Source organism: Xanthomonas sp. NCPPB 1325 (assembly GCF_041477645.2).
Taxonomy (GTDB): domain Bacteria; phylum Pseudomonadota; class Gammaproteobacteria; order Xanthomonadales; family Xanthomonadaceae; genus Xanthomonas; species Xanthomonas cannabis.
On the sequence record NZ_CM192985.1, the window covers coordinates 55,050 to 77,418 of the forward strand.

Here is a 22,369-nt window from a genome sequence, read left to right on the forward strand (position 1 = left end):
CGGCCGGTAGACAGGCGGCCGCAGTCAGCACGTCCTGACGCCAGCACCGGCCGGTGCAATGCGCCGACATCGCGTCGGGCAAGGCAGCAACCGCACCACCATGGGCCCGCCACAGCCCGCACTCCCGCGCGACGACGCCTGCAGCGTCGGCTACGCCGTGGCCGCGTGATCGCTGTTTCCATCCGCCGGCGTGTCTTGCGCAGGCGGCACCAATCGACCTGTGCCTTTCGTGGAGATCTCACATGATTCAGACCACTGTTCCAGTGCTGTGCCTGCGTTCGGCGTTGCTGCTGGCGCTTGCTGCAGTTACCGGCCCCGCCGCGATCGCAACCGCCTCTGCGGCGCCTGCGCTTGCCCTGGTGCACACCTCCCTTACTGCGCCGTTGCTGGCGGCTCCCGCCAGTGCTTCGATGATGCCGGTTGCCTCCATCGCGCGTGTTTCGCCTGTGGGCAGCGCAACGACTGTACCGGCAGCACCTGATATGACCTTCGCGCAGGCCTCGCCTGGTGTTTCTGCATTGCGCGCGCCGGCGATGTCTCCGGTCGCGCCGGTCGCATCCGTGTTGCCTGCACGTGCAGCTGCATCAGCACGGCCTGCGGTTAGTGCAGTACGCGCGTTGCCAGCTGCACCTGCGCCGACAACGCCGATTGCACCCCCGGCACCGGTTGCACCAGCAGCACCCGCACGCCTGCCTGCAAGCGTGAACAGATCTTGCGGTAACGCGACCGCAAGCATCCCGTCCGAAGGCGACGCCTACGTGCTGGTGCACGGCGATCGCCAAGTGATGCACGGCACGCTTGATGATCTGCAGACGGCGCGTCGCTACGCAGGCAACGGCGCGCGCGTGCTGTGGTTTCGTGCCGATGGGAAGCAATACCTGGTCCGCGATCCAACCCTGCTGCATCAGCTGGGCGTGGCGCATCTGCGCAGCCAGCAATTGGCCGACGCACAGGCCAGAGTGGCCGCACGTCAGCAGGCCTTGAGCGAGCGGCAAGCCGCACTCGCCGCGCAGTTGTCTGCCAACGCGGAACCGCGCCTGCTGCAGGCTTCGGCGGGCACCGCATCGGCCGCCGCATCCACCTCGGCGCAGCAGCAGGTGGCAACGCCCGATGCACTGCAGGCGCTGGCGCAGCAGCAACATGCCCTGGCACAACAGCAGGCCGTGCTGGCACGCCAGCAGGCCGGCGCATCCAGGCTGGCAACGCGGCAAGCCTTGAAGGTGTTGCGTGAGGCCTTGCGAAGCGGCCGCGCGACGCGCATTGCCGGTTAGCCGCACCGCACAGGCCGCGCGGCTGCGTGCGGATGTATCGCGCGCACGCGGCGCTCGCCGATACTGTGCGCAGGCACAGACGGCGAGCAGGCAATGACGTATCGGGTAGTGGTGCTGGGTGGGTTCGGGCACTTCGGTGCGCGCATCGTGCGCGCGCTGGCAGCCACGGCGCAGATTCACGTCATTGCAGCGGGCCGGCATCCGGGCGATGTGCATGCGACCTGGCCCGATGCTGCGCCCGGGCAGATTTCCGCCTGCAGGCTGGACACGCATGCACGTGAGTTCGCCACGCAACTGGCCGCCACCGGCGCCGATGCGGTGGTGCACACCGCCGGCCCGTTCCAGGGCCAGGACTACGCGGTGGCGCACAGCTGCCTGCAGGCCGGCATGCATTACATCGATCTGGCCGACGGCCGTGCGTTCGTGCGTGACTTCGCCGGCGCGATGGACGCCACTGCACGCCAGGCGCAGCGCGTGGCGATCAGCGGGGCCAGCACCTTGCCGGCACTGTCCAGCGCCGTGATCGACGCACTGCTGCCGCGCTTTTCGGCGCTGCAGGAGATCCGCATGGTCATCGCGCCCGCACAGGGCACGCCGTTGGGCCTGGCCACGGTGCGTGCGGTGCTGTCGTACTGCGGCACGCCTTTCCACTGGTGGCAGGCTGGTCGCTGGCAGCAGGTGGTGGGGTGGGCACGGCCCACGCGGGTGCGGTTCGCCCAGCTCGCCCCACGCCTGGCCTCGCCTTGCGACGTGCCCGATCACGAGCTGTTGCCGCAGCGTTATCCCGGCGTGCAGACCGTGCAATTCCGTGCGGCGCTGGAAGTGGCGTTCCTGCAGCGCTGCCTGGCTGTTGTCGCATGGTTACGCCGCTGCGGCCTGCCGTTGCCGATGCAGCGCCTGGCCGAGGTGTTCGCGCACGCCGCGCGCTGGTTCGACCGCTTCGGCACCGACCTGGGCGGCATGCGCGTGGAGCTGCGCGGTACCGGACAGGCCACGGCCGCGCAGGGTGCTGCGCGGCCACTGCAGCTGCAATGGGACCTCACCGCGCCCATGCTGCATGGGCCGGAAATTCCGTGCTTCGCGGCGGTGTTGCTGGTTCGCAAACTTGCCGCTGGCCAGCCGCTGCCGATCGGCGCGCATCCCTGCATGGGGCTGCTGACGCTGGATGACTTCGCGCAGGAGTTTGCTGCGTGGCAGATGGCCACCGAGGTGTCAGAGGCGGGTGAGGGCATCTAGTGCAACACCGTATGCGGTGTCTGCCAGCTTTGGCACGTGATCGATCATGTGCATCATCAACCTGTGCGCGTGCGTTGGAGTGCCTGTGCTGCCAGCGCGGAGTGGGGGCGGGGCGGGGAAGCACCGCAGCTCCCACACCGCAATACGTCGACGGACGTGCTTGGATCGAGAATGTTGGCCACTGTAGACAAGCGAGATTGCGCACCCTCACCCCAACCCCTCTCCCGGTGGGAGAGGGGCTAAACGGCATCGGTGTATTCTGCGCATCAAACTTCCTGCACCGTCCGAAATGCGTCCATGTCGGCAAACGTACAAAAATGGAAGTGCGGGACGGTGATCGGGCCGGCTGCCGCGAGTCGCTTGAGCCAGTCGTCCACTGTGGCACGGTAGTCCGCTTGCTCCGCGGCATCGAGCGTCTCGCACAGGTAGGCGAGCGAGATGTGGAACTGGAAGTTGGTGTAGTCCGGGCGCTGCAGCCGGGTCAGGGTCATCAACGCCTGGCGCGCGGTCTCCAACCGTTGCGCGGTGTGCGCGTCCGCAGGATGCAGCGGGATGAGCAGGTTATCGTTGGCGCCGGTCTTTGCCGTTGCCGGGTTGACCACAAAGCTGCACGCACCCAGCGGCGCGGCGGTGCGTTGCGCCAGCCGTGACAGAAACGCCGCATTGATCTCGCTCAGCGCCATGTCGCGACCCATATCATTCGGCCAAGGCCCGCGCGCGCGGTCGATCTCGTTGACGCCGCCCAGCAAGGTCACGTGATAACTGCTCGGCGACAGCAACGCAAACTTGTTGGCGAAGCGGTGCGCGGGCAGCTCGCGGTAGATGTCCAGCACGCGGTTGAAGCTGTCGTAGCCATCGCCCTGCTGCGCCAGATGCCCCAAGAAGGTATTGCCGGCAAACGGCATCGGCCGTCTGTTACGCAGGAATTTGCGGCCCACATCCGGCGGTGGCGAAGTCTTGGCCAATGCGGGCACCGCGATCGCCAATGCCGCGGTGCCGGCAGCGGCTGCCATCAGGCGACGGCGGCTGAGGCGGGTGTCCATGAGTGACGGCATGCGCAGTCCTGATTCTTGGGCCAAATCCACGGGTTATGCAAAAAGCGGTGTTGCGCGCGGTACGTCTGCCTGCGGGCGATGATGTGTGGAGCGGTTTGCACAGCACCGCCGCGGCACTGTCGTGCGCGCATCCTTCCACACTGCAGGCGGCGGTCCGGCATCGCAGGTGGCGATCACATGCACACTGCCGCTGTGCACACTTGACGCGCACGCCGCCAAGCGCACGCCGATCACAGCACGTGGATATGACAACAAGGCACCTATCGCGCTGGCAACGTGCTCGGCTTCGCGAGCGCGGCCATGTGTTCGGAGTGCACCGGTTGCAGCTGCACGACCCACCTGGATGCTTTCGCCGCGGCCATGCGGTGCCTCGTCGCGGTATGGCATCGATGTCTAAACCGCATCCATCAACGGAATCACCTCGCGGTCCTGCGCCTCGACCGCCACCAGGCGTTGCATCAGCAGCGAGAGCGTCACCACGTCCTGGTGGTTGTGGTCGGCCACGCGGCGCAGGTTGCGCGCGCTGCCGCCGCGCAGGTAGCTCAGCCAGGCGGCGGGGGCTTCGGAGCCGGGCAGGTCGTCCTCGCGCACCACGCGCAGCAGCTGCCGCTCGATGGTGGCCAGCTTGCAGTTCTCCCAGGTGCCGCGATAACGGCGGCGGGTGGGGAACAACAGGTCCACATGGTCCAACGCGGAAATCGGGTCGCCGCGCCGCGCCAGGCGGTAGCGTGTCTTCAGCAATGGTGCGTCATAGCAGCGGCCGTTGTAGCTGGACAGCACCGTGCGCGGCGTGAGCCAGGTGCGGAACAGGTCCAGCATGGCGCTTTCGGCGGCCATGGTGGACATCATCAGCTGGCGCACGCGCAGTCCGCTGCCTTGCACGGCATCGGTGCACCACTGCGCCACGCCGATCATGAAGGCGCGCGTGCCGGTGCCGCCGGCCAGGCCGGTGGTTTCGGTGTCGAAGAACAGCAGGTCCAGCGGGTCGACCGTATCGTCGCGTTTGGCGAACGCCAGCGAGAGCGCCTCGCACGGAATGGCCTGCGGCAGAAACGCTTCGATCAGATGCAGGCCGGGTGCGATCTCGGTTCCCGGCAGGTGCCGGTCGTTCGATGGCGCGCGCACGGGTGTCTGCGCCGACACCGCACGCTCGCGCAGGCCGATCATCTTGCGCAGGCCGGCAATGTCGGCGCGTCGCTGCGGCGGTGGTGCCGGCGGCATGGGTGTTGCCGACGGTGTCGTTGCGCTGCGCGCCACTGGCCGATGGCGTGCGACCTCCGTATCCACCGCGCTGGTGGCATCGGCATCGGCAGCCGATGGCAACGCCGGCTTGTGGCGCACATCGTGCTCCACCCACGCAAACACCGATGCGTCACGCGCAGGCGGTGCCGAAGTGGGTGATTGCAAGGCGCGGCGCGTGAGTGCCGGTGCGGCGCGCACATCGTGCGGGCGAGCGGCCGCAGCGTCATGAGGCGCAGCGGCTGCATCGCGCGATGGCAAGCGTGCAGCAGATGACGCGGTGCCGGAGACCGCTGCCCGCTGCGCACGTGTCGGCATCACCGCATCGTCCTTGCGCGATGCAGGCGTCAGCCCGCCGACCTGACGGCGCAGCAGGCGCAGACGTTCTGCGCTGACGGCCGGAGCATCACCGGGCGCAGGCGGCATGCCCTGCGTGGCCGCGCCGGAAGCCGGCTGCGTGACCTCACCGGCCAGTGCGGCCTCCACTTCCTTCGCATTTAATGCCACTGCAGCTTGCAGTGTATCGCCTTCAGCATCCGCCGCATGCGCACGCACATCCGCATGCCCGGCCTGCCGGCGCAGCAAGCGCAGCCGGTCCGCACTCACACTCATGCAAGCACGTCCAGCGCCAGGTCGTCGTCCACCTGCGTGGCATGCCGCAGCGGTGCATCGGCATCGAACAACAACGCCAACACCGTCAATGCCAGCGACTTCGGCGATTCGCCCTTGCCTCCCTCGTGCGCGGCCAGCACCGGGCCCACGCAGGCCGGGCAGCCGGCGCTGCAATCGCAACGCCGCACCAACTCGTCCGCGCGCTGCAGCAACTCGGCCTGGCGCAGCCACAGCGGCTCGCTCAGGCCAACGCCGCCGGGGAAGTTGTCGTACAGGTACACCGTGGGCACGAATGCCTGCTGCAATTCCACCGTGGCCGCGTCGCCTTCTTCCACCCCGCGCAGTTGCCCGCGCCCGGTCTGGTCGGCCACCGCAAACCACGCGCCGTCGCCGTTGCCCACGGCCTTTTGCAGGTCGCGCGCATCGGCCATCACCGCCACCGTGGCCACCACGTGCAACGCGTAAGCCGCGCCCAAAAATCCATCCAGTGCATCCTGCTTGGACGCGAACGCCTTGCCCAAAATCGCCTGCGGCAACTGCCACCACACTGCGGTGGTGTGCAATTCCTGGTCGGGCAGATTCACCGGCCCGTAGCCGATGTTTTCGTGCGTGTAATAGCGGATCTTCTTGTAGCCGGACACGCGCCGCACCACATGCACTTCGCCATGGTGCGAGTCGCCGCGGCCGGCCACGCCGCCGTCGAAGCGGTCCAGCACCTTCAGCTTGGTGTAGTCGATGCTGTCGGTGTAGTAGTCCACATGGGTACGCGTGACATACGCCTTGCGGCCTTCCCAATCCAGCCGCTCCACCTGGTACGGCGTGCTCTGCACCATGTGGATGGCGCCTTCGTACAAGGTGAGCGCGGCGGCGGAATAATCCACCTCGGCGATGATCTGCTGCTTGCCGTCGGTCTTGTCCACCACCACGAAGTTGCCGTCGGCCACCGAGCGCAGGCTCACCGCGTTGGCCGGGTAGCTGTCGGCGATCCATTCCCAGCGGTCGCCTTCCTGGTGGATCACTTCGCTTTCGGCCAGTGCTTCCAGAAACACCAGCGGGTCGATCGGCCCGAACGGCTCGCTGGCAATGAACGGTAATTCGAACGCCGCGCAACGAATGTGGTCGAACAGGATCAGCGGCTGGTCCGGCGCGGTGCGCGCATGTTCGGGCGAGGCATCGGCGAAGAAATCCGGGTGCCGCACCACGTACTGGTCCAGCGGTTGCGAACTGGCCACCAGCACACCCAGCGCCGGTTGCTGGCGACGCCCGGCGCGGCCGAAGCGCTGCCATGTCGCCGCCACGCTGCCGGGGTAGCCATTGAGGATCACCACGTCCAGTGCACCGATATCCACGCCCAGCTCCAGCGCAGAGGTGGAAATGATGCCGTCGATGGTGCCGGCGCGCATTGCGCGTTCCACCTCGCGGCGTTCGGTGGGCAGGTAGCCACCGCGGTAGGCGCGGATGCGCGCCGGCTTGCGCGGGTCGTGGTCGAAGATGTCCTTCAGGTACTTGGTCAGCACTTCCACCATCAAACGTGTCTGCGCGAACACCAGCGTCTTCAGCCCGCTCTTGATCGCGATGCGCGCAATGCGGTTGCTCTGCGAACGCGCCGACGCGCGCAGGCCCAGGTCCGCATTGACCACCGGCGGGTTCCACAGCAACACATGCTTGTCGCCGGTGGGCGCGCCGGATTCGGTGATGGCATGCACGCGTTCTTCGATCAAGGCCTGCGCGTGCGCATGCGGGTTGCCGATGGTGGCCGAGCACAGGATGAACTGCGGGCTGGCGCCATAGAACGCGCAGACGCGCTTGAGCCGGCGCAGCACGTTGGTGACATGGCTGCCGAACACGCCGCGGTAGGTGTGGATCTCGTCGATCACCACATAGCGCAGGTTCTCGAAGAACTGCGCCCACTTGGTGTGATGCGGCAGGATCGCCTGGTGCAGCATGTCCGGGTTGCTCACCACGATGTCGCCATGCAACCGGATCGCCTGCCGCGCATCGCCGGGCGTATCACCGTCGAAGGTGAAGGCCTTCACCCCGAGCTCGCCGGCGCGGTTCAATTCCAGCAGTTCGGCCACCTGGTCCTGCGCCAGCGCCTTGGTCGGGAACAGGTACAGCGCCTTGGCGCCGCTGGTCATCGCCGCGCTCACCACCGGCAGCGTGTAGCACAGCGACTTGCCCGAGGCGGTGGGCGTCACGATCGCCACATGCTCGCCGCGCTGGGTGGCCGCCCACGCATCGGCCTGGTGGCTGTAGAGCTGGCTGATGCCGCGCGCGTGCAGGGCATCGGCCAGCGCACTGGGCACATCGTCTGGGATGGGCGCGTAGCTTCCCTCGCGCCCGGGAATGGTGAAGCTGCCGGTGATGCGGTCGTGGTAGCGGCGCTCCAGGCGCTCGGTGAGCAGTGCGCCGTCGCGGCTGGGGCGGCCGTCGGTGGTGGCCAGCGCGCGTTCGGCGGTTTCGGTGCGGCGGGCCAGGACATGGGCCATTGCGGTCAGCATCCAAAGCATTGCAGGTAAGCAGAACAGCGTCTCAGAAAGTGAGACGCCGGAGCAACGCCCGTCAGCCCGCGTAGCTGATCGCTTCATGCGCGCAGCGCCCAGGTGCAACGGGCTGCGGAAATGGGCATTGCACCGATGGTGGCGCCGGGTGCGGCATCCCTACGCTGCGCATGTCCCTCGCGTGGCGGCGGACACCTCTTCCTCTTATGGAGTCAGCGCATGGTCAGTGACCAGTTCTTGCAGGACAACCGTTTCAGCAACAAGGCCTCGACGGCCCAGAATGTCTATATCAAGGATGTCACCAATCAATTGAAGGATGCCGAAGGTTTGCACGCGCATCTGAAGGTGACATTCACCAACGTGCAACGCACCGATTTTGAGATCCACGGCACCATCCGTAGTGCCGCCGACGCCGAGGCGCTCGGCCAGCGCAAGGGCGACGACGGCACCGTCGGGCGCGCGCTGTGGATCTATGCCGACGGCACGTTCCGCACCTCGGTCGACGCCGCGTTCTGGGAGGACGAGGCAGAAGTCACGCTGTCCCAACTCAAGTGCTGTGCGCGCGAACTCAAGGCGCAGGTGAGCGAGTGGGAAGGGCAATTGGAGCGCGAAGGCGCAGTGAGCCACCCCTCGGGTGCGGACAACAAGCGCGCCATCGACACGCTCTACGCTACCGGCAAGTGATCGTGGCGGCGGCAGGCCTGAGCGCCTGCCGTTTCAGCGCCCACAACGGGTGCTACGCGCGTGCCAGCCTGGCGCGGCCGCCTGTCAGGGGTGCGTAGCACGCAAGCATGCATGCGTGCACCGTCCGACAACGCTGACCTGATCGTCGCCGCCAACGCGTATCCTTGTGTTCCCCCCTCGCGCAGCGACGCCGTCCCTTACGCGTCGAAGATGCTCCTTGTCCGTACCTGCTCCCGCCCCGCCCCCACATTACAAGACCGCTTCCGCCCGCCGTGCCGATGTGATCGTGCATGCGGCCGGCCTGTTCCTGGCCATTGTTGGCGGCACCTGGATGGTGTGGCGCGCGCACGCCAGCCAGACCATGGTGGTGGCCACCTGCGTGTATGCGCTGGGCCTGCTGGTGATGTTTGCCTGCTCGGCGGCCTACAACTTCGCCCCGCCGCAGCGCCAACCGATGCTGCGCAAGTTCGACCACGCCGGCATCTTCGTGATGATTGCCGGCTCGTACACGCCGTTCTTCCTGCTCGCGCTCGATGGCAGCTGGCGCTGGAGCATGATCTTGAGCGTCTGGTGCGTGGCCTTGTTCGGCGTGTTCGCCAAGCTGTGCCTGCCCGGCATCGCCAAGGGGTTCTGGGTGGCGATCTACCTGCTGCTGGGCTGGGCCGGCATCGTGGTGATCAACCAGATGATTGCCGGCCTGGACAGCGCCGTGCTCTGGCTCATCGTGGCTGGCGGCGCGTTCTACACCGTGGGCGTGGCGTTCTACGTGCGCAAGGCGATGGTCTACAACCGCGCCATCTGGCACGCCCACGTGCTGGGCGGTGCGCTGTCGCACTGGTATGCCATCTGGTTGTGCCTGCAGCCGCTGGGCGGGGTGTAGCCTCGCCGGGCGCAGCCGGCTTGCCCTACCCGGAGTGATACTTTAGTGTCACTGCATGCGCACAGAACTCGTCACGACGCTCAAGCGGCAGGCCACCGAGCTCCTCGCAGATGTCGAGCGCGACAAGGAGCCGATCCTGATCACCCAGCATGGCCTGCCCAGCGCCTACCTGGTGGATGTCGCCAGCTATGAGCGCATGCAGCAGCGGATGCTGATCCTCGAAGGAATTGCCCGTGGTGAAATGGCCGTAGCGGAAGGCCGCAGCCTGAGCCACGAGCAAGCCAAGCAACGCCTGGCGCGATGGCTGAAATAGTCTGGTCGGAGCCGGCACTGGCCGACCTGGACGCGATTGCCGATTACATTGCACTTGAGGACGCTGCCGCCGCAGCGGCGCTGGTGAGACGGGTGTTTGCGCATGTCGAGCAATTGGCCGAGCACCCGGAGAGTGGAAGCCGGCCGCAGGAGCTCAAGCGCTCCCGCTATCGTCAGATCGTCGAGCCACCTTGCCGCGTGTTCCATCGTGTGGACGGGCAGCGCGTCGTGGTGGTTCACGTGATGCGGTCGGAGCGATTCTTTCGCAAGAATCGTCTTTCGCGCTGACAAGCGCGACCCTCGTTCCACCCGTCTCGCGTTGAACACGCGTAGCTGCGCGCGCGCTCCCACACCCGTCTTCGTAGGTCATCGGCTGCAGCAGGCTGATCAGACGGACCGCGCAGGCGCTGTGCTGTTCACGCCAACGCCAACGCCATCGACCTCGCCCAGCAACAAAATCGTGCGAACGCTGCGCTTGCGCACGGCGGTGAGCGTACAGCCAGGCTGCTGCAGTGAAATGCCCGGCCTCCGGGCGCGCTGCGCGTTTTCCGCATCCGGCAACCGCCGCGCGCGGTGGATGCGGATCGCTGCCAGTTGCGCGGTTGTCCTGTCTCTGCTCGATCGCGGCGCGCGCGGTCGGCAGCGCGTTACCGCCGCGCGCACTTCACGACGGCAGCCGCACGCGGATGCCGTCCGTGGCAAGGCACGCCGCCGCCGGTGCACGCTGCTGCACCCACATCTTGCCCATCATCCGGTCCAGCCCGCGGTCCAGGCCGGTCACCAGCCCCGCACCGGGGGTAAAGGTCAGCTCGCCGAAATAGACCTGCCCGTGCTGGATATACCAGTCCACCCGCACGTAATCGAAGTCGCTTGCCAGCTGCTTGCTCAGCTCCAGCGCCTGTTCCAGCAGCGCCGGCGTGCACGGGGGCGCGCGCCCGTCGTCGCGGATGCGGTGGAAGGCCTCGTGCAGGTTGCCGACAAAGAAGGTCATGCCCAGTTTCGGCGTGTCGAAGCGCCCATAGATCACCTGCAGCACGTACTGAAAACTGCCGTCCGCCTGCCGGAACATGTGGAACTTGTAGTCCACCGGCACCTGCTGCGCATCGCCGATGTATTGCTCCACCAGGATGCGCGGCGGAATATCGCGGTAATGGATCTCGCGCACCTTGTCGGAGAAGTCGGTGCGCAGCCATTGGTCGCAGCGCTCGATGATGCGGCGCTTGTGCTGCGCATCCGGCTCATCGCGCACCACCTCCACCATCGCCGCACCGTGGTTGGCCTTGATCACGGTCTGCCGCCACTGCGGCAGGCGCAGCAGCTCCTGCGGGTCGGTGGTGTCCAGCAGCAGCGGGATCAGGTGCGCCTCGCCGATCCTGGCCGCCACGTACGGGCGCACCGCAAACTTGTCTGCCAGCCGGCGGTACAGCGGGTAATCACCGTGCACGCATTTGCGGTAGAGCACCTTCTCATTGAAGCAGGTGGGGTTGTACAGGTTGGGCAGCCGCCCGAAGGTATTCAGGAAATACAGCCGGTCCTGATGCCGCCACGGCAGTGTCCTGACCAGGCGGCGCGCACCTTTGCGCAGCAGCCGTTTGAGGTTGGGGCTGTCTGGCTGCGGCACCGGTGCCGGCGGCAAACGTACCGGCCGGTTGTCGGTAAACGGGGTTTCCAACGCAGGCAACAACGTGGTCCAGCCCCGGCCGGCACGGCCCGGCGCGCCCATCGGCTGCGCCTGCAGCCCCGTTCTGTGATCGGTCATGACAGCTCCCTCTTCCGGTCGATAAGTGCGGTGTGCGTCACATTAAAATGTGACGGAAAGCACGGTATATCTAATAGGTGAGACGAGGGTGGCAAAACGTCCCAATCGGCCCGATTACGCAAAGAACCGGGCGCTTTACGCCTAATCGGGCCGGTTCGGGCCGGTCGTCGGCAGCAAGGGCGGCGCCGCGCAGCACCCGGCACGCAAGGCGCGCGCCGCCCGGTGGCAGTGGAATGCAGGGGCCGTCCAGCAAGGCGGGCGCATCGGGCAGGGCCGCACGCGCAGGCAGCGGCCGCTTGCAGGCGCGGCAACAGAAGGCGGGTCTTTCACCGGTAGCAGGCGGCTCCTACACGGCCGTGCAGACCAGGCGCGGCCCGAACAAGGCGGCCCGTTCGCCACAGGGGGCAGGCCGCGCCGCCCGGCAAACGCAGGGGCCGGCCTTGCCCATGGCGCCGGCCCATCGCAGGCGTACCCTACGGCCTCAGCCGCCGACCAAAGGGAGCCTGCCCACCATGACGATCACCATCACCGCCTTCGAGCGCTCGCCCGATGGTGGCCAAGGCCTGGTGCGCGACACCCGCCTGCGCTGGGCGCTGGAAGAAGTGGGCCAACCGTACGAAGTGCGCCTGCTGCCATTCCGCGCGCTCAAGCAACCGGCGCACCTGGCCATCCACCCGTTCGGCCAGATTCCCACCTTCGAGCACGGCGAGCTGGCGCTGTTCGAAACCGGCGCCATCGTGCTGCACATCGCCCAGCGCTACCCCGGCCTGCTACCGCACGACGACAACGCCCGTGCGCGCGCCATCGCCTGGATGTTTGCCGCACTCAACACCGTCGAGCCGCCCATGCTGGAGCTGGGCAACGCCTTGCTGCTGGAAGCCGACAAACCCTGGATGGCAGAGCGCCTGCCGCTGCTGCACAAGCGCATCCAGCGCCGCCTGCAGCACCTGGGCGACTACCTGGGCAGCAACCCCTGGCTGGAAGGCGAGTTCAGTGCCGGCGACCTGCTCATGATTTCGGTGCTCATCCGCATCAAGCTCACCGGCCTGCTGGACGGGTATCCCAACCTGCTGGCCTACGTCACCCGCGGCGAACAGCGCCCCGCCTATCAACGCGCATTTGCGGCGCAGTGGGCCATCAATGGCGCGGATGCATGAGACTTGCCGCCCAGGCCAGGAGCAGGCCGGGGAACGCGAAGGACGCGCGCTGCGGCATCACGCTGTTTTTCAGCAATCCGCACATACGGCAAGGGTCGCTGACAGCGGCGTTTGCCCAAGACGCCCGATTCGGTGGAATGGTTTCGCGTTGGGGCAGCGAAGGATCCCTACCTGCACCGGTTGAACAGGCACCAGGAAAATCGCTGCGTCGCAGCCACTTCAGTGTGTACGTAGCGCGCGCTGACGACGAAACAGATCGCGCGACACACCTGCATTGCCGATCGATCACCCAACCGTGTTGAGCTGCGGAATCTTCGCGAATTCTTCCGCAACGAAATCCATGAACACAATCGCCCGCTTGGGCACCAGCCGGTTGGCGGCGTAGACGATCTGCATCGGTGCCGGCGGTGGGGCGAAGTCGTCCAGCACGGTCTGCAGCTCGCCCGAGGCCAGGCCGTCTTCGTAGAGCCAGGTCGGGCCCTGGCCGATGCCAAGCCCGGCGGTGACCGCCGCGCGCGTGGCTTCGGGCGAGTTGACCCGGAACCTGCCCGACACCGGCACATCGGTGTCCTTGAAGCGCCAGCTCGTCCCGGTGGCGAGCAAGGTGTACAGCACGCAGTCGTGGTGACGCAGGTCGTCGGGCACGGTCGGCACTCCGCGCTTGTCCAGGTACGCACGGCTGGCCACCATCACCCGTTTAAACGCGCCGATCCGCCGTGCGCGCAATGCGCTGCTGTCCAGATGACCAATACGGATCGCCAGCTCCGCGCCTTCGTCGAGCAGATTGACGTAGCGGTCGCTGATCTGCAGATCCAGCTCCAGTGACGGAAACCGCTGCAAAAATGCCGGCACCAGCGGCAACACGAAGGTGTGCGACAGCGCCGTAGGGCAGGCCACCCGCAACAACCCGGAGGGCTGCACGTCATCGCGTAGCGACATTTCAGACTCGCCCACCGCATCCAGGATGCGGCGCACCTCAGCGTAATAACGCTCGCCCTCCGGGGTGAGCACCAGCTTGCGGGTGGAGCGGTTGAGCAGCCGCGTTTGAAGATGCTCTTCCAGCGCCGCCACGTGGCGGCTGACGTTGGGCTGCCCCAGCCCCAGGTCGCGCCCGGCCGCGGAAAAGCTGCCGGTTTCCACAGCGCGGGCAAAGCAGTTCATCAACAGAAAACGGTCCATGCCTGCCTTCGACTCATGCGTGGGAAGCATGAAAGTTATGCGGTCGCAGGATCTTATCGCAGATCAAGCATGGGGCAATGATGCGCTACCGAAGGCCCGCCAATGTGGTCGGCCTCCCTCACCAGGAGCAACGCATGTCCCGTCTAGCAGGCAAACGCACCCTTATCACCGGCGGCACCAGTGGTATTGGTCTGGAAACCGCCAAACAGTTCCTCGCCGAAGGCGCCCGCGTCATCGTCACCGGTGTCAACCCGGACTCCATCGCCAAGGCCAAGAACATTCTTGGTTCCGAAGTGCCGGTGCTGCGCGCCGATTCGGCCAGCGTCGCCGCCCAGCAAGAACTGGCGCGGGCCGTCGCGGAACACTACGGCCAGCTCGATGTGGCCTTCCTCAATGCCGGCGTCTCGGTCTGGCTTCCGATCGAGGACTGGACCGAGCAGGCCTTCGACGCCTCCTTCGCCATCAACGTCAAAGGCCCGTACTTCCTGCTGCAGGCGCTGTTGCCGGTGTTGGCCAACCCGTCGTCGGTGGTGCTCAACACCTCGGTCAACGCCCACGCCGGGGTAGCCCGTTCGTCGGTGTACGGTGCCACCAAGTCGGCTTTGTTGAACATGGCCAAGACCTTGTCGAGCGAGTTGCTCGATCGCGGCATCCGCCTCAATGCGGTCAGCCCGGGTCCGGTGGAAACGCCGCTGTACGACAAGCTTGGCATCCCCGACGCGTACCGCGCGCAGGTCAACCAGGACATCGCGGCCACCATTCCGATGGGCCGCTTCGGCACCCCGGAAGAAGTCGCCAAGGCCGTGCTGTACCTGGCCTCGGACGAATCCCGCTGGACGGTGGGGTCGGAGTTGGTGGTCGACGGCGGCCGCCTGCTCAACGGCTGACCATGGCCGCCGTCCTTGCGGCACCGGCAGTGGGGGCGCGCAGCGCCGCTCCTGCCGGCAATGCCAGCGTTGACCGCCTGCCTGCGCAACCGACCGGTGCGCGGGTGCAGGCCCGGCAAAGCGCCCTGCGCGCTGGCACGCACGCAAGGCCCGGCGTCCATTCCGCTGCATGCACGGCGGTCTGCGCGCGCTGCGTAGCCCTGCGCGTCCTTCTGCCATGGATGACGTGCGAATCCATGGCCCTGCGCACGGCCGCCCCTGTAACACCCCTCTCATTGCGACCCAGATAACCCATGTCTACCTCCCTGACCCTGATCAGCCACCCGCTGTGTCCCTTCGTGCAACGCGCGGCAATCGTGCTGCTGGAAAACGCTGCGCCGTTCGAGCGCATCAACGTCGACCTGTCGGCCAAGCCGGACTGGTTCCTGGCGCTGTCGCCCACCGGCAAGGTGCCGCTGCTGCGCATCGGCCAGCCGGACGGTAGCGTGGCAACCGTGTTCGAAAGCGTGGTGATCTGCGACTACCTCAACGACATCAGCGGCAAACCCAGCCTGTATCCCAACGACCCGCTGCAACGCGCGCAGCAGCGTTCTTGGATCGAGTTCGCAACGCCCACCTTTGCCGATGGCTGGCAGTTCCTCAACGCCAGCGACCAGGCTAGCGCCGACGCTGCACGCGCCGCGTTCCGCAGCAAGCTGCAAAAGATCGAGGACGTGTTGGGCGAAGGTCCTTACTTCGCCGGCTCCACATTCGGCATGGTCGATGTGGTGTTCGCGCCGCTGCTGCGCTATTTCGGCCTGCTGCCCGCCGATGTCTATGCACCCATCTTTGAAGGGCTGCCGCGCATCAGCGCATGGCGCGCCGCACTGGCCGCGCGGCCCAGCGTCATCGGCGCGGTGGCGCAGGACTACGCCAGCCGCTTCCAGCAGCATCTGCACAAGCAGCGCGCCCTGCTGGCAGACGCGGTGTGTGTGCCGGCGTAAGCAGCCAACGGCGCCGTGCGGCACGCTAGGTGAGGTAGAGCTGATCAGGCTCGCGTAAAGCAATACGGCAGATGCACAGACCGGCCTTGTCATGGCAGGCGCATGCCTGGTTGACAGGCCTTTCGGTCCCGGCTAACGTCTGCCCCAACAACTAACCCTCATTGCTACGGGCTTGCACCATAGGAGTCAGGGAGAAAAAGCCGGCCTTGAGCCGGTTTTTTCATTTCAGGGAAACGGAAATGGCAACGCTAAGGACGCGCGTCTATATAGACGGCTATAACCTGTATTACGGGTGTCTGCGTAGGACACCCTACAAGTGGTTGGATCTAGTCGAACTGTTCGGCAAGCACATATTGCCCTCGATTCTGCATCGAACCGCGCCGCATGCGCCTGCTTCTCGCATGGTTCTGGACCACTGCGCAATCCGTTATTTCACCGCCCCCATTGTGCCCCGGGCTGCAAAAGGTACCGACTCGGTTGCATCGCAACTTCAATACCACCGTGCCTTGGCTACAAACGACCGCATTTCGATCACATCGGGCTATTACTCACTCAGCAAGTCGAACCAGTACGTCGTAGATGCAGCGGATCCTGACAGAGATCCACGCGAATGCGGGAAGATCACCGTGTGGAAGCTGGAAGAGAAGCAGTCAGACGTCAATCTGGCGCTATCCTTGTATGACGATGCAATCAATTGCCGCGAGCTCGATCAGCTGGTGGTTGTCACCAACGATACCGACATCGCACCAGCACTGGAGCTGATTCGCAGAAAAGCCACCTACCTGATCATTGGTCTGGTGATTCCAACCAGGCGCGATGACAACAACCCAATGAAGAAAGAACGCCAGCCCAACGGCGAGCTGCGCAAGCATGCGCACTGGGTTCGCAAGCACATAGCACTTGAAGAACTCGCTGCCTCGCAATTGCCTCGCGTGATCCCCGGAAAGAACAAGGACGCCACCAAACCCATCTCCTGGTACGCGCGTCCCGATCTTCTACAAGCTGCCATGATCGCTGCCAAACCGATCAAGCCAAAGCCCAGAGATTTTTTCCAATGGGCAGACACGCACAACCCGTATCTGCGCAACCAGCGACCGATCGACCTGCTGGAACACGATGCCGGTGCGGCATTGGTGATGGCATATATCGAGCAATACATCCGCGATCACATGCCGACAGGCGCCAGCCTCACCTAAGCTGCCATGCCCATGTCATCGATCCTTCCGCCGATGGCGCGCGGGACATCGGGCGTTGAAGTGATGGACATCCTCAAGCTGGACCGCTGACGTATCGTCGCCTGGCGTGATTACTTCGATGTTAGTGCGGGCCAGGCGATTTCCACCGGTGCAGGAAGCCCCGAGTAACCGCCACCGCTCGTATGGCAAGCTGCGCATGGGCCCTGCAGGCATCGAAGCGACGAGGATGGGTGGATGCCTTCGCCGCGCCGCAGCCACCTGGCGCATGCGCATCCCAACCCCGCCTCCAGCGCGGACCGACGTTACGGCGCAAGGCGGCTGAGCCAATACTGCGCAGGTCTTCTTTCAGTAGAGTGCCATGCGCGCCTTCTTTTTCTATGTTGCGGCGCCTTCGATTTTGCTGTCGGCGTTGGCAACCGCCCACGCGACCCCTGCCGCTGAGTTATGCGAGGTCTTGCGCGCCTTTGTCGGTGCAGTACAGCCGGGCCAGGTGCGCAGTTTTGCGTTCCACACCTCATGGGGAACCAACTTCAGGCATGCGCAAGAGCAGGCGCTTTCCGCCAAACGGTGTGAGCACGGTGGCGACCCCGCCGCGCAGGCCGTCTGCGCCTACCTGATGCAGCATGGGCAAACAGAGCTTGCAGACGCCACGGTAATGGACTCGGTGGCCTGCCTATCGAGCGGCACCACATTTGATAGCAGCCTGAGACTGCATCACGCCGAGCTGTCCTTTCGCCATGAGGCCATCAACGCAGGCGCGACGGTCACAGTCACCTTTGGCGATGAGACGGAACAGGGCGGCAGGGTGTTTCGACTTCAGGCAGAAGGCGACTAGGCGCCGCCCTACATTTGCTCAGAGGCGCAACGCGCGTCGAGGTACCAAGCAACCGCTCAGTAACCGCGCGTGCGGTTGCGTCATGCGGCTGTGGAAGGTCCGCATCCGGGCACGTGCTACCGGCGCAATACGCCGGCATGCCGCGTCAATGAATCCGCAACGCCGCAATCTTGCCGCCCACCAGTTGGAACACATGCTCCAGCTGCAGCGGGCTCTGCGGGAAATCGCCAGACACCTGCGCGGTGACACTCACCTGCTCGCCTTGGGTGTGCACGCCAACCGGCACCGCACGATACGGCGTGGTGGCCTGCGCCTGTGCCAGCCAGGCCGCAATGGCGGCAGCGCCACGGTGCTGGCGGTGCTCGTCGTGCACCACCGCATCGTCGGCCAGGTGCGGCAGCAGCTCCGTGGCATCGCCGGCGTTGCTGGCGGTAAAAAAGCAGGCAACGGCGGCGGGCAGGGCAAGCGACATGGCGGCGGTCCGGTAGAAACGGTATGCCATGATCGGCAGCGGCATCACCTGCCGCAAGAACGCACGCAAAGGTAAGTCACGCACCCATGGGAAAGCCGCACACCCCGGACACCGCCGCGTGCGATGTCGAAGCCCTGCTCAAACTCATCGAAGGCCGCTGGAAACTGCTGCTGCTGTTCCACCTGTTCGACGGCAAGGTGCAGCGCTACTCGGACCTGGAGCGGCTGATTCCCGCCATCTCGCAAAAGATGCTGGCCCAACAGCTGCGCCAGCTAGAACGCGACGGCCTGGTGCTGCGCACCGTCTACGCGCAGGTACCGCCGCAGGTGGATTACCGCCTGACGCCGTGGGGCCAGGCCCTGTGCCCTGCGCTGGATGCAATGCTCACCTGGGGCCAGGCGCGGCAGCCGTTGCCCGAACCATCGCCGCAGTGATGATTCGGCACGATGCTGTGGCACGCCGGCCTTAAAACATCAGGCACACAGCGCCACGCATGTCGCCAAAGAACTGACCCAGATAACACACCGGCGGTCTTGCAGTATCTGCCGTATCGCGCGCTGCAACCAGACTTGTGCGGCCAACATAATCGGCCTAGTTTCGCCTCGCCACCATTGGGGTGGCGAGGAGGTCACACGCATGGCGACCAACGAGAAAACCGGCCCCAAAGCGGCAAAGGCCGCAAGCAAGGTCTTGCGTAGCGGCAGCACCGGCAAAGATTCAAAAACAGCGGCCGCGTCCGCTTTGAGTCAAGCACCGGACAAGAAAAGCAAAAAGAAGTAAGCGAGCGCTGCAGCAAATGAGTAGAGGCATTGGCACAACCGCCGGCGTCTCTAGTCATGAAATTTAGTGCGTGCAATCACAGTGGATGACACCGCTGATACAAAATGTCGGGTACCCCGCTGACAAAACTGTTACACAACGGTAGTGTGCGAGTTGGAACGGGGGTTTCATGCATGGGACGCAAACGGGAAAGCACCGGGTTTACCGCTGTGCGGTCATCGCCATGGCCGCTCGGCTTCGCTGTGGGAGTTGGCGCTTTTTTCGCCATACGTACCGGCGTGCCGTGGCTGCTATCGCGCCAAAGCGCTCCACTCGCACAAGATTTAATCAAAGCATCAGCGCAGTGCTCGCGCCCATCGCATGGATGGTCCTGAGCATGTGCTGTTTGGCCGCGCTCGCTTCGTTTGTTGGCAGCTACCAGCGCTGCGAGCTGCTGGATACTCGCACTAGGCTAAATAGCCTGCCCGCTTGGCTATGCCGTGGAAGAAACTGGCTTGGACGCCGCCGACGGCGGCATAGATCTAGCCACCAAAGCGTAAATCAAACATCAGCCATCTCGTCAAAATTTAGGAAATTGCACCATGTTAGAAATTAACGCAGCTCAAGCACGTGCTAACTCGGAAGCATCCACTCATGGAGCTGATGAGGTTGTTAGACAAGTCGGGCAATCTATAAAGGCAGTCTCTCAGACTGGAGAAACATTCGTCATCCATTTTCTTAGCAAGAAAGCCGTGAGTGAGAAAGAGCTACAAGGCGCTATTGCTGAGTTGGAAGGTGGCGGCTTCAAGGTGGAGCGTGTTGGCACAACTGCCTCTCAGAACGCCATTAAAGTTAGCTGGTAGTTCTATACGACTACTAAGTTTCTAAGGCCGTGGACTGCTTTGCAGTGCGCTCGCTTATGTGGTTAGACGAAAAGGATGGAGTTCGTGGGACTAAACTATCAAAATCTCAATTCGCGGACTCGGAAGCAGATGACTGATGAGATCGCCCATGACGTTGCTGGCGGAACGCTGTATGTAAGCAATCGCCTCACAGAACAGGGAGCTAGAAATTGGGCGGCTCTAATTAATGAGGCAGCAGAGCATCACGATGACTCTTGGCTGGCAAATGAGATTCAGGTGCGAGGTTATATAAAAGCGGTTGAAGAACGGCGAACATCAACAGGGGGTGCAACAACCGTAAAGGTTCCAGTTACTGCGCACACCACGCTTGCTGAGGGTGAGTTCAATCGGTTCTACGCACGCGGTTTGTGTAAATTTGCAATCAATAACGGAATCGATCAGCTGGAAGCTTATCGAGCTAGGCATTCAGGAAGCCCCAGGGCTGAGTCAGAGGCCATTATTGGAAGAAAGTTCAATCCGACGGCACTACTTTCTGATCTGCGCAGCTCCGTAGGGGTAGAGCCGGCATTAGGTGTTCCTCCCGGTCCGAATTCTGGACTTTCAGTGAGGATTCCATAAGTTCGATCGACATAATTTAAGCACCGCCTCGCAGTTCGAATCAGCTAAAGGTTGGGATTTTAAAGCCGACAGTGCCTTGTGATGAATAAAAATAAAACTCTAGAGAAATTCGAGCTTTATATTCTGTCTTTGTGGCTCCTGTTTTTACTAATAATAGTTGTCACGATTGATGTTCCATTTTGTTTTAAGCCTGCTTGCAGTTTTATAGGTGCGAAAGCATTATTAGCCAGAAATGTGGTGCCAGCTGTCGCTTTTCTGCTGATAACACTGGGTGCACTCTACTACTTCAGGTTCAACTACAAGATTGCCGGAAGCAAATCAATACCTGTTGAAGTCTCTTGTGTCGAAGATATTAACTATGAGCACTTAACGTTTCTGACAACTTACATAATTCCATTGATCTGCTTCAATCTAACCAGTGGAAGATATCTATTCGCACTGGGGATCCTTCTGATTGTTATTGGAATAATATACGTCAGGACCGATAAATTCTATGCAAACCCAACTCTTGCGGTGCTTGGATTTCGTTTGTACTCAGTTAAACTGACCCGAAGGACCGGGGAAGAACTAAAGATTACTCTTATTACCAAAGATCAGATCCGTAACGGAGATAAAGTTAGGTTTCTCGAGTTAGATGATCGTGTTTACTACGCTAGGGGGAGCCGATGAGTCTCGATGCACTAAAGGCGAAGATATCCGATGTGATTTTAGACGATGCGTGTTCAGCCGAATTTTACTTTATTCTCAAAAAAGACGGTGGGATAACAATCAAAATTGCGGACATTGATCAAAGTGCATCTGATGAGTTGGCTGGTAACTTTATAGAAAGCATTAAAAAAACTGTCCTGCTGAATGATGAATTATCATTGTTAAATATATCTGGTGCAGATGATCGCACAAATGCCATTTATCGATATGATCTGCCTGACATCCCAGATCAAATCAAGAGTTTGGAAAAAGTTCTAAAGAATGACAAATTTGAGGTGTTCAGCTTTAAAACGGACGAGCTACAAGATTTAGAAGGGATACTAATTATTCTGGGTCATGGTCAGAAGCAGTTAGCTATTTATAAGCATCAATATCCTGTAGCGCTCCTCAAGCGCGATAGCACCTTCGGTCTTGTCCGGAGTGAAAATAGGTTGGTCAAGCTCGAGGATGATATCCTTCGTATAAATTCAAAATTCGAGTTTATGAGTGTTGATGGCGAATACTTTATTGTCGACATCAAGACGCTGGAAAGATTTTTTGGATTTCATGAGGCCGTTCGAAATGTAGCCGTGCAGGGAATAGATAATATAGATAAGTCCAATCTGGTAGTTGACACGGCGGTACTTACGGATAGGATTAATGATATATCGTTTTCTCGTAAGCTTGTCCGGGCCGCAAAAGCTTCCCCAGTTCTGGGTATTGTCCCTAATGCTCAGGTGATTGCTTTTGTCGAGAATCATCCCACGCTGCGAGGAAAATTTCGGCTAAGCGATGATGGCTCGAAGCTCAAACTTGATACGAAGGTTTCTCAAGATCTTTTTCTCAAAATTTTGAACGACGATTTTCTGCAATCTGAATTGACGAACCGCTACTATGCGAGTCTTGCTAAAGATAGCCTCGAGGCCTCCGCGGCGCCTAGCCATTAGCGTCGCAGGGTGATGGCCAACTCGAACCAATAATACGTGTACAAGATTGGTGCAGAACGTGCTGCGGGTGCGGGCGATGGGGCAGCAGGCAGATCGTCTGCCTTCTCAGACGGCCGGGTGCACGCGCTCGGCAGCACCGAGGTCAGTGCCAAGCAAAGCAGTAGCGTGAATGAGCGAAAGCGGGTCATTGTTGTCTTGTACGCCGGCGCGGCGCGTTGATACAAGGCAAGGTGCTCG

General features: G+C 63.0%; 23 protein-coding genes. 17 read left to right on the forward strand and 6 right to left on the reverse strand.

Annotation, left to right across the window (positions count from 1 at the left end; genetic code table 11):
* Positions 1–701: 701 nt before the first annotated feature.
* Positions 702–1,271 (forward strand): hypothetical protein, encoded by a 570-nt coding sequence (locus ACCQ10_RS00225; RefSeq protein ID WP_372363192.1) that lies wholly within the window; start codon positions 702–704, stop codon positions 1,269–1,271.
* A 93-nt stretch (positions 1,272–1,364) separates the two neighbouring features.
* Entirely contained in the window at positions 1,365–2,507 is a 1,143-nt protein-coding gene (locus ACCQ10_RS00230) for a saccharopine dehydrogenase family protein (protein WP_372361801.1), read from the forward strand.
* Between the two features lie 266 nt (positions 2,508–2,773).
* Here ACCQ10_RS00230 and ACCQ10_RS00235 read toward each other — a convergent pair whose 3' ends face one another.
* The 3 genes from ACCQ10_RS00235 to ACCQ10_RS00245 form a co-directional block, all read right to left on the reverse strand.
* Positions 2,774–3,562: a DUF1868 domain-containing protein gene (locus tag ACCQ10_RS00235; protein WP_372361802.1), complete on the reverse strand. Its 789-nt coding sequence runs from the start codon at positions 3,560–3,562 to the stop codon at positions 2,774–2,776.
* 393 nt (positions 3,563–3,955) lie between these two features.
* Positions 3,956–5,413, reverse strand: a complete 1,458-nt coding sequence (locus ACCQ10_RS00240) for a ribonuclease H-like domain-containing protein (RefSeq protein ID WP_372361803.1) — start codon at positions 5,411–5,413, stop codon at positions 3,956–3,958.
* On the reverse strand, positions 5,410–7,902 hold the full coding sequence (locus ACCQ10_RS00245; RefSeq protein ID WP_372361804.1) for a DEAD/DEAH box helicase: 2,493 nt from the start codon (positions 7,900–7,902) through the stop codon (positions 5,410–5,412). The genes ACCQ10_RS00240 and ACCQ10_RS00245 overlap by 4 nt, the downstream gene beginning before the upstream one ends.
* 132 nt (positions 7,903–8,034) lie before the next feature.
* Between ACCQ10_RS00245 and ACCQ10_RS00250 the strand changes: the two genes are divergently transcribed.
* The 4 genes from ACCQ10_RS00250 (at position 8,035) to ACCQ10_RS00265 (ending at position 10,078) form a co-directional block, all read left to right on the forward strand.
* Entirely contained in the window at positions 8,035–8,598 is a 564-nt protein-coding gene (locus tag ACCQ10_RS00250; protein ID WP_139015268.1) for a hypothetical protein, read from the forward strand.
* Between the two features lie 217 nt (positions 8,599–8,815).
* Positions 8,816–9,478, forward strand: coding sequence for a PAQR family membrane homeostasis protein TrhA (trhA, locus tag ACCQ10_RS00255; RefSeq protein WP_179456228.1), 663 nt, complete (start codon positions 8,816–8,818; stop codon positions 9,476–9,478).
* A gap of 55 nt (positions 9,479–9,533) precedes the next feature.
* On the forward strand, positions 9,534–9,791 hold the full coding sequence (locus ACCQ10_RS00260; RefSeq protein WP_104563900.1) for a type II toxin-antitoxin system Phd/YefM family antitoxin: 258 nt from the start codon (positions 9,534–9,536) through the stop codon (positions 9,789–9,791).
* Entirely contained in the window at positions 9,779–10,078 is a 300-nt protein-coding gene (locus ACCQ10_RS00265; protein WP_372361805.1) for a type II toxin-antitoxin system RelE/ParE family toxin, read from the forward strand. The genes ACCQ10_RS00260 and ACCQ10_RS00265 overlap by 13 nt, the downstream gene beginning before the upstream one ends.
* A 376-nt stretch (positions 10,079–10,454) precedes the next feature.
* On the opposite strand, the gene ACCQ10_RS00270 is transcribed toward ACCQ10_RS00265, so the two are convergent.
* A complete protein-coding gene (locus ACCQ10_RS00270) occupies positions 10,455–11,549 on the reverse strand; it encodes an ATP-grasp fold amidoligase family protein (RefSeq protein WP_372361806.1) in 1,095 nt (364 codons plus the stop codon).
* A 512-nt stretch (positions 11,550–12,061) separates the two neighbouring features.
* Between ACCQ10_RS00270 and ACCQ10_RS00275 the strand changes: the two genes are divergently transcribed.
* Positions 12,062–12,706 carry a glutathione S-transferase family protein gene (locus ACCQ10_RS00275; RefSeq protein ID WP_166751546.1) on the forward strand — a complete coding sequence of 215 codons (645 nt, stop codon included), beginning with the start codon at positions 12,062–12,064 and terminating at the stop codon, positions 12,704–12,706.
* A 285-nt stretch (positions 12,707–12,991) separates the two neighbouring features.
* On the opposite strand, the gene ACCQ10_RS00280 is transcribed toward ACCQ10_RS00275, so the two are convergent.
* Positions 12,992–13,885, reverse strand: coding sequence for a LysR family transcriptional regulator (locus tag ACCQ10_RS00280; RefSeq protein ID WP_372361807.1), 894 nt, complete (start codon positions 13,883–13,885; stop codon positions 12,992–12,994).
* Between the two features lie 134 nt (positions 13,886–14,019).
* Here ACCQ10_RS00280 and ACCQ10_RS00285 point away from each other — a divergent pair, with 134 nt between their 5' ends.
* The 4 genes from ACCQ10_RS00285 (at position 14,020) to ACCQ10_RS00300 (ending at position 17,786) form a co-directional block, all read left to right on the forward strand.
* Positions 14,020–14,772, forward strand: a complete 753-nt coding sequence (locus ACCQ10_RS00285) for an SDR family oxidoreductase (RefSeq protein ID WP_372361808.1) — start codon at positions 14,020–14,022, stop codon at positions 14,770–14,772.
* A 293-nt stretch (positions 14,773–15,065) separates the two neighbouring features.
* Positions 15,066–15,755 (forward strand): glutathione S-transferase family protein, encoded by a 690-nt coding sequence (locus ACCQ10_RS00290; RefSeq protein ID WP_372361809.1) that lies wholly within the window; start codon positions 15,066–15,068, stop codon positions 15,753–15,755.
* Positions 15,756–15,961: 206 nt separating this feature from the next.
* A complete protein-coding gene (locus ACCQ10_RS00295) occupies positions 15,962–16,951 on the forward strand; it encodes a 6-hydroxy-3-succinoylpyridine hydroxylase (protein WP_372361810.1) in 990 nt (329 codons plus the stop codon).
* Between the two features lie 358 nt (positions 16,952–17,309).
* The gene (locus ACCQ10_RS00300; RefSeq protein WP_372361811.1) at positions 17,310–17,786 is read left to right on the forward strand and encodes a hypothetical protein; all 477 of its coding nucleotides are present in this window, start codon (positions 17,310–17,312) and stop codon (positions 17,784–17,786) included.
* A 145-nt stretch (positions 17,787–17,931) separates the two neighbouring features.
* Here the strand turns inward: ACCQ10_RS00300 and ACCQ10_RS00305 are convergent, their stop codons facing one another.
* A complete protein-coding gene (locus tag ACCQ10_RS00305) occupies positions 17,932–18,258 on the reverse strand; it encodes a nuclear transport factor 2 family protein (RefSeq protein ID WP_372361812.1) in 327 nt (108 codons plus the stop codon).
* 86 nt (positions 18,259–18,344) lie between these two features.
* Between ACCQ10_RS00305 and ACCQ10_RS00310 the strand changes: the two genes are divergently transcribed.
* The 6 genes from ACCQ10_RS00310 (at position 18,345) to kwaB (ending at position 22,132) form a co-directional block, all read left to right on the forward strand.
* Positions 18,345–18,692 carry a winged helix-turn-helix transcriptional regulator gene (locus tag ACCQ10_RS00310; protein ID WP_039411606.1) on the forward strand — a complete coding sequence of 116 codons (348 nt, stop codon included), beginning with the start codon at positions 18,345–18,347 and terminating at the stop codon, positions 18,690–18,692.
* A gap of 202 nt (positions 18,693–18,894) precedes the next feature.
* Positions 18,895–19,038, forward strand: coding sequence for a hypothetical protein (locus tag ACCQ10_RS00315; RefSeq protein ID WP_181109670.1), 144 nt, complete (start codon positions 18,895–18,897; stop codon positions 19,036–19,038).
* Positions 19,039–19,619: 581 nt separating this feature from the next.
* Positions 19,620–19,880, forward strand: coding sequence for a hypothetical protein (locus ACCQ10_RS00320; RefSeq protein WP_372361813.1), 261 nt, complete (start codon positions 19,620–19,622; stop codon positions 19,878–19,880).
* 129 nt (positions 19,881–20,009) lie between these two features.
* Positions 20,010–20,498 (forward strand): hypothetical protein, encoded by a 489-nt coding sequence (locus ACCQ10_RS00325; protein ID WP_372361814.1) that lies wholly within the window; start codon positions 20,010–20,012, stop codon positions 20,496–20,498.
* A gap of 81 nt (positions 20,499–20,579) precedes the next feature.
* Positions 20,580–21,167 carry an anti-phage protein KwaA gene (gene kwaA, locus ACCQ10_RS00330; protein ID WP_372361815.1) on the forward strand — a complete coding sequence of 196 codons (588 nt, stop codon included), beginning with the start codon at positions 20,580–20,582 and terminating at the stop codon, positions 21,165–21,167.
* Positions 21,164–22,132, forward strand: a complete 969-nt coding sequence (gene kwaB, locus ACCQ10_RS00335) for an anti-phage protein KwaB (protein WP_372361816.1) — start codon at positions 21,164–21,166, stop codon at positions 22,130–22,132. The genes kwaA and kwaB overlap by 4 nt, the downstream gene beginning before the upstream one ends.
* Positions 22,133–22,369 lie beyond the last annotated feature (237 nt).

Excerpts from the sequence above, each read along its gene's own strand:
- ACCQ10_RS00325 (WP_372361814.1), top strand. The coding sequence starts at position 20,010 with ATGACTGATGAGATCGCCCATGACGTTGCTGGCGGAACGCTGTATGTA.
- ACCQ10_RS00240 (WP_372361803.1), bottom strand. The coding sequence starts at position 5,413 with ATGAGTGTGAGTGCGGACCGGCTGCGCTTGCTGCGCCGGCAGGCCGGG.
- ACCQ10_RS00230 (WP_372361801.1), top strand. The coding sequence starts at position 1,365 with ATGACGTATCGGGTAGTGGTGCTGGGTGGGTTCGGGCACTTCGGTGCG.
- ACCQ10_RS00270 (WP_372361806.1), bottom strand. The coding sequence starts at position 11,549 with ATGACCGATCACAGAACGGGGCTGCAGGCGCAGCCGATGGGCGCGCCG.
- ACCQ10_RS00280 (WP_372361807.1), bottom strand. The coding sequence starts at position 13,885 with ATGGACCGTTTTCTGTTGATGAACTGCTTTGCCCGCGCTGTGGAAACC.
- ACCQ10_RS00300 (WP_372361811.1), top strand. The coding sequence starts at position 17,310 with ATGCGCGCCTTCTTTTTCTATGTTGCGGCGCCTTCGATTTTGCTGTCG.
- ACCQ10_RS00285 (WP_372361808.1), top strand. The coding sequence starts at position 14,020 with ATGTCCCGTCTAGCAGGCAAACGCACCCTTATCACCGGCGGCACCAGT.
- ACCQ10_RS00265 (WP_372361805.1), top strand. The coding sequence starts at position 9,779 with ATGGCTGAAATAGTCTGGTCGGAGCCGGCACTGGCCGACCTGGACGCG.
- kwaB (WP_372361816.1), top strand. The coding sequence starts at position 21,164 with ATGAGTCTCGATGCACTAAAGGCGAAGATATCCGATGTGATTTTAGAC.
- ACCQ10_RS00320 (WP_372361813.1), top strand. The coding sequence starts at position 19,620 with ATGTTAGAAATTAACGCAGCTCAAGCACGTGCTAACTCGGAAGCATCC.
- ACCQ10_RS00235 (WP_372361802.1), bottom strand. The coding sequence starts at position 3,562 with ATGCCGTCACTCATGGACACCCGCCTCAGCCGCCGTCGCCTGATGGCA.
- ACCQ10_RS00245 (WP_372361804.1), bottom strand. The coding sequence starts at position 7,902 with ATGGCCCATGTCCTGGCCCGCCGCACCGAAACCGCCGAACGCGCGCTG.
- ACCQ10_RS00310 (WP_039411606.1), top strand. The coding sequence starts at position 18,345 with ATGGGAAAGCCGCACACCCCGGACACCGCCGCGTGCGATGTCGAAGCC.
- ACCQ10_RS00315 (WP_181109670.1), top strand. The coding sequence starts at position 18,895 with ATGGCGACCAACGAGAAAACCGGCCCCAAAGCGGCAAAGGCCGCAAGC.
- ACCQ10_RS00290 (WP_372361809.1), top strand. The coding sequence starts at position 15,066 with ATGTCTACCTCCCTGACCCTGATCAGCCACCCGCTGTGTCCCTTCGTG.
- ACCQ10_RS00260 (WP_104563900.1), top strand. The coding sequence starts at position 9,534 with ATGCGCACAGAACTCGTCACGACGCTCAAGCGGCAGGCCACCGAGCTC.
- ACCQ10_RS00275 (WP_166751546.1), top strand. The coding sequence starts at position 12,062 with ATGACGATCACCATCACCGCCTTCGAGCGCTCGCCCGATGGTGGCCAA.
- ACCQ10_RS00305 (WP_372361812.1), bottom strand. The coding sequence starts at position 18,258 with ATGTCGCTTGCCCTGCCCGCCGCCGTTGCCTGCTTTTTTACCGCCAGC.
- kwaA (WP_372361815.1), top strand. The coding sequence starts at position 20,580 with ATGAATAAAAATAAAACTCTAGAGAAATTCGAGCTTTATATTCTGTCT.
- ACCQ10_RS00250 (WP_139015268.1), top strand. The coding sequence starts at position 8,035 with ATGGGCATTGCACCGATGGTGGCGCCGGGTGCGGCATCCCTACGCTGC.